Below are 3,291 nucleotides of genomic sequence, written 5' to 3' on the forward strand. Positions count from 1 at the left end.
GGGAACACCAAGTCAAGTTTTTGTATGTGTATGCTTTTGATATGTCCGTAAATTTTGCTTTTACTGGATCAAATCAAGCCTATCGAGCAATTAGTACCGGTCAACTGAATGCATTGCTGCACTTACATCTCCGGCCTATCGACGAGGTGGTCTACCTCGGCTCTCAGGGATACCTTGTTTTGAGGGGGGCTTCCCGCTTAGATGCCTTCAGCGGTTATCCTTTCCGATCATAGCTACCCAGCACTGCTATTGGCATAACAACTGGTCCACCAGTGGATCGTTCACCCCGGTCCTCTCGTACTAGGGGCAACTCCTCTCAAGTATCCTACACCCACGGCAGATAGGGACCGAACTGTCTCACGACGTTCTAAACCCAGCTCACGTACCTCTTTAAACGGCGAACAGCCGTACCCTTGGGACCTGCTCCAGCCCCAGGATGAGATGAGCCGACATCGAGGTGCCAAACACTGCCGTCGATATGGACTCTTGGGCAGTATCAGCCTGTTATCCCCGGCGTACCTTTTATCCGTTGAGCGATGGCCCTTCCACTCGGGACCACCGGATCACTATGGCCGTCTTTCGACTCTGCTCGACTTGTCAGTCTTGCAGTCAGGCTGGCTTCTGCCATTGCACTCAACGAGCGATTTCCGACCGCTCTGAGCCAACCTTCGCGCGCCTCCGTTACTCTTTGGGAGGCGACCGCCCCAGTCAAACTACCCGCCACACAGGGTCCCGGATCCGGATAACGGACCGCGGTTAGACATCAAGCAGAACAAGGGTGGTATCTCAAGGGAGGCTCCACCGAGACTGGCGTCTCGGTTTCAAAGCCCACCACCTATCCTGCACATGTTCGGCCTAATGCCAGTGTGAAGCTGTAGTAAAGGTGCACGGGGTCTTTCCGTCTAACCGCGGGAAGCCTGCATCTTGACAGGCAATTCAATTTCGCTGAGTCGATGTTGGAGACAGCGGGGAAGTCGTTACGCCATTCGTGCAGGTCGGAACTTACCCGACAAGGAATTTCGCTACCTTAGGACCGTTATAGTTACGGCCGCCGTTTACCTGGGCTTCAATTCGGAGCTTGCACTCCTCCTTTTAACCTTCAGGCACCGGGCAGGCGTCAGACCCTATACGTCGTCTTGCGACTTCGCAGAGCCCTGTGTTTTTAGTAAACAGTCGCCACCCCCTGGTTTGTGCCCCCAGCCAATACTTGCGTAGAAACTGGGCCTCCTTCTCGCGAACTTACGGAGGTATTTTGCCGAGTTCCTTCAACATCGTTCTCTCAAGCGCCTTGGTATTCTCTACCAGTCCACCTGTGTCGGTTTAGGGTACGATCTAATGAGAGGCTATTTCCAGGAACCGCTCAGCCGCCCATTCAATCCGATAAGGATGAACGACCTCTGCGATCCGTCACTTCTCTCTGGCCCAGGAATATTAACCTGGTTCCCATCGACTACGCCTTTCGGCCTCGCCTTAGGGGTCGGCTTACCCTGCTCAGATTAGCTTTAAGCAGGAACCCTTGGACTTTCGGCGACAGGGTCTCTCACCCTGTTTGTCGCTACTCATGTCATCATTCTCACTAGTGATCTCTCCACCGGATCGCTCACGCGCCAGCTTCACAGAAAGCTCCGTGCGTCCAAGGCTTCCCGAAGGAAGTTAAGGACGCATGGAACTATGTCACACTACGCTCTGCTACCATGCCTTACGGCATCCTCGGCTTCGGCTCATGGCTTGAGCCCCGTTACATCTTCGCCGCAGGACAACTTATCTAGACCAGTGAGCTGTTACGCTATCTTTAAAGGATGGCTGCTTCTAAGCCAACCTCCTGGTTGTTTTGGTCGTCCCACCTGCTTTCCCACTTAGCCATGAATTAGGGGCCTTAGCCGGAGGTCAGGGTTGTTTCCCTCTCCACTACGGGCGTTAGCACCCGCAGTGTGTCTGCCATCTAGTACTCCCGGGTATTCGGAGTTTGGTTAGGATCAGTAAGCCGGTAAGGCCCCATTACCCATCCAGTGCTCTACCCCCCGGGGTATTCGGATGACGCTCTACCTAAATAGATTTCGCAGAGAACCAGCTATCTCCGAGTTTGATTGGCCTTTCACCCCTAGGCACAACTCATCCCGACCTTTTTCAACAGGTGTGGGTTCGGACCTCCAGTTAGTGTTACCTAACCTTCATCCTGGTCATGCCTAGATCACTCGGTTTCGGGTCTGATCCCACGAACTCATGCGCCCTATTAAGACTCGCTTTCGCTACGCCTACACCTAACGGCTTAAGCTTGCTCGTAAGACCAAGTCGATGACCCATTATACAAAAGGTACGCCGTCAGGACTCGAGGTCCCTCCGACTGCTTGTAGGCGTCCGGTTTCAGAAACTGTTTCACTCCCCTCGTCGGGGTGCTTTTCACCTTTCCCTCACGGTACTGGTTCACTATCGGTCAGTAAGGAGTACTTAGCCTTCGGGGGTGGTCCCCCGATCTTCAGACAGAATTTCACGTGTTCCGCCCTACTTAATACGTCACTCAAAGCTTCCTATACGGGGCTATCACCCGCTATGGCCACGCTTTCCAACGTGTTCTAGTCACTTATCATGCTCGGCTGGTTCCCGTTCGCTCGCCGCTACTAGGGAAGTCTCTATTGATGTCCTTTCCTCCGGGTACTTAGATGTTTCAGTTCCCCGGGTTTGCTCTTATAAACCTATGTATTCAGTCTATAAGTACCTGGTTCAGCAAGATATTGATTACCAAGGTAACAATATCGAACTGTCAGGTGGGTTCCCCCATTCGGAAATTCATGGATCAAAGCCTATTCTCAGCTCCCCATGACTTATCGCAGAGTATCACGTCCTTCATCGCCTCTTACTGCCAAGGCATTCACCAAACGCCCTTCTCGCGCTTGATTTGATCCAGAAAGAGCAAAACTGCATCCGAAGATGCGCCGCTTTGCAGACAACATAAGCTGGTAAGCAATGTTGCGCGCTTCCCGAACCAAAAGCATACATTTTCCCGCGCTTCCTTGCATACGAGACCTCATGTCGGTGAGGCCTCACAAGAAAGCACTTACGTCCAACCGTATGTCTACGGCAGACGCGGTGACATCCTCTCTCGAGAATGCACCTGGTTAGTGTACTTGACTTGGGCAACATCATCTTTTCGCGCCGCGATATGTTAAGAAGTCCGAGGAAAGGGACCGCAAAACACCTTCCTCCCAAATTCATGAGGGGAAGCGACGGAGGTTAACCCACACTTGGGCAACCAACGATGTTGCAATTAATCTCTCTATACGATGTCAGATA

At 52.5% G+C, this 3,291-nt stretch carries 1 rRNA gene; it reads right to left on the reverse strand.

Features of this window, described 5'->3' with window-relative positions:
- Nucleotides 1–69: 69 nt before the first annotated feature.
- Nucleotides 70–2,897, reverse strand: a 23S ribosomal RNA gene (locus BM152_RS18630).
- Nucleotides 2,898–3,291 lie beyond the last annotated feature (394 nt).

This window comes from Celeribacter halophilus, assembly GCF_900114135.1.
GTDB lineage: Bacteria > Pseudomonadota > Alphaproteobacteria > Rhodobacterales > Rhodobacteraceae > Celeribacter > Celeribacter halophilus.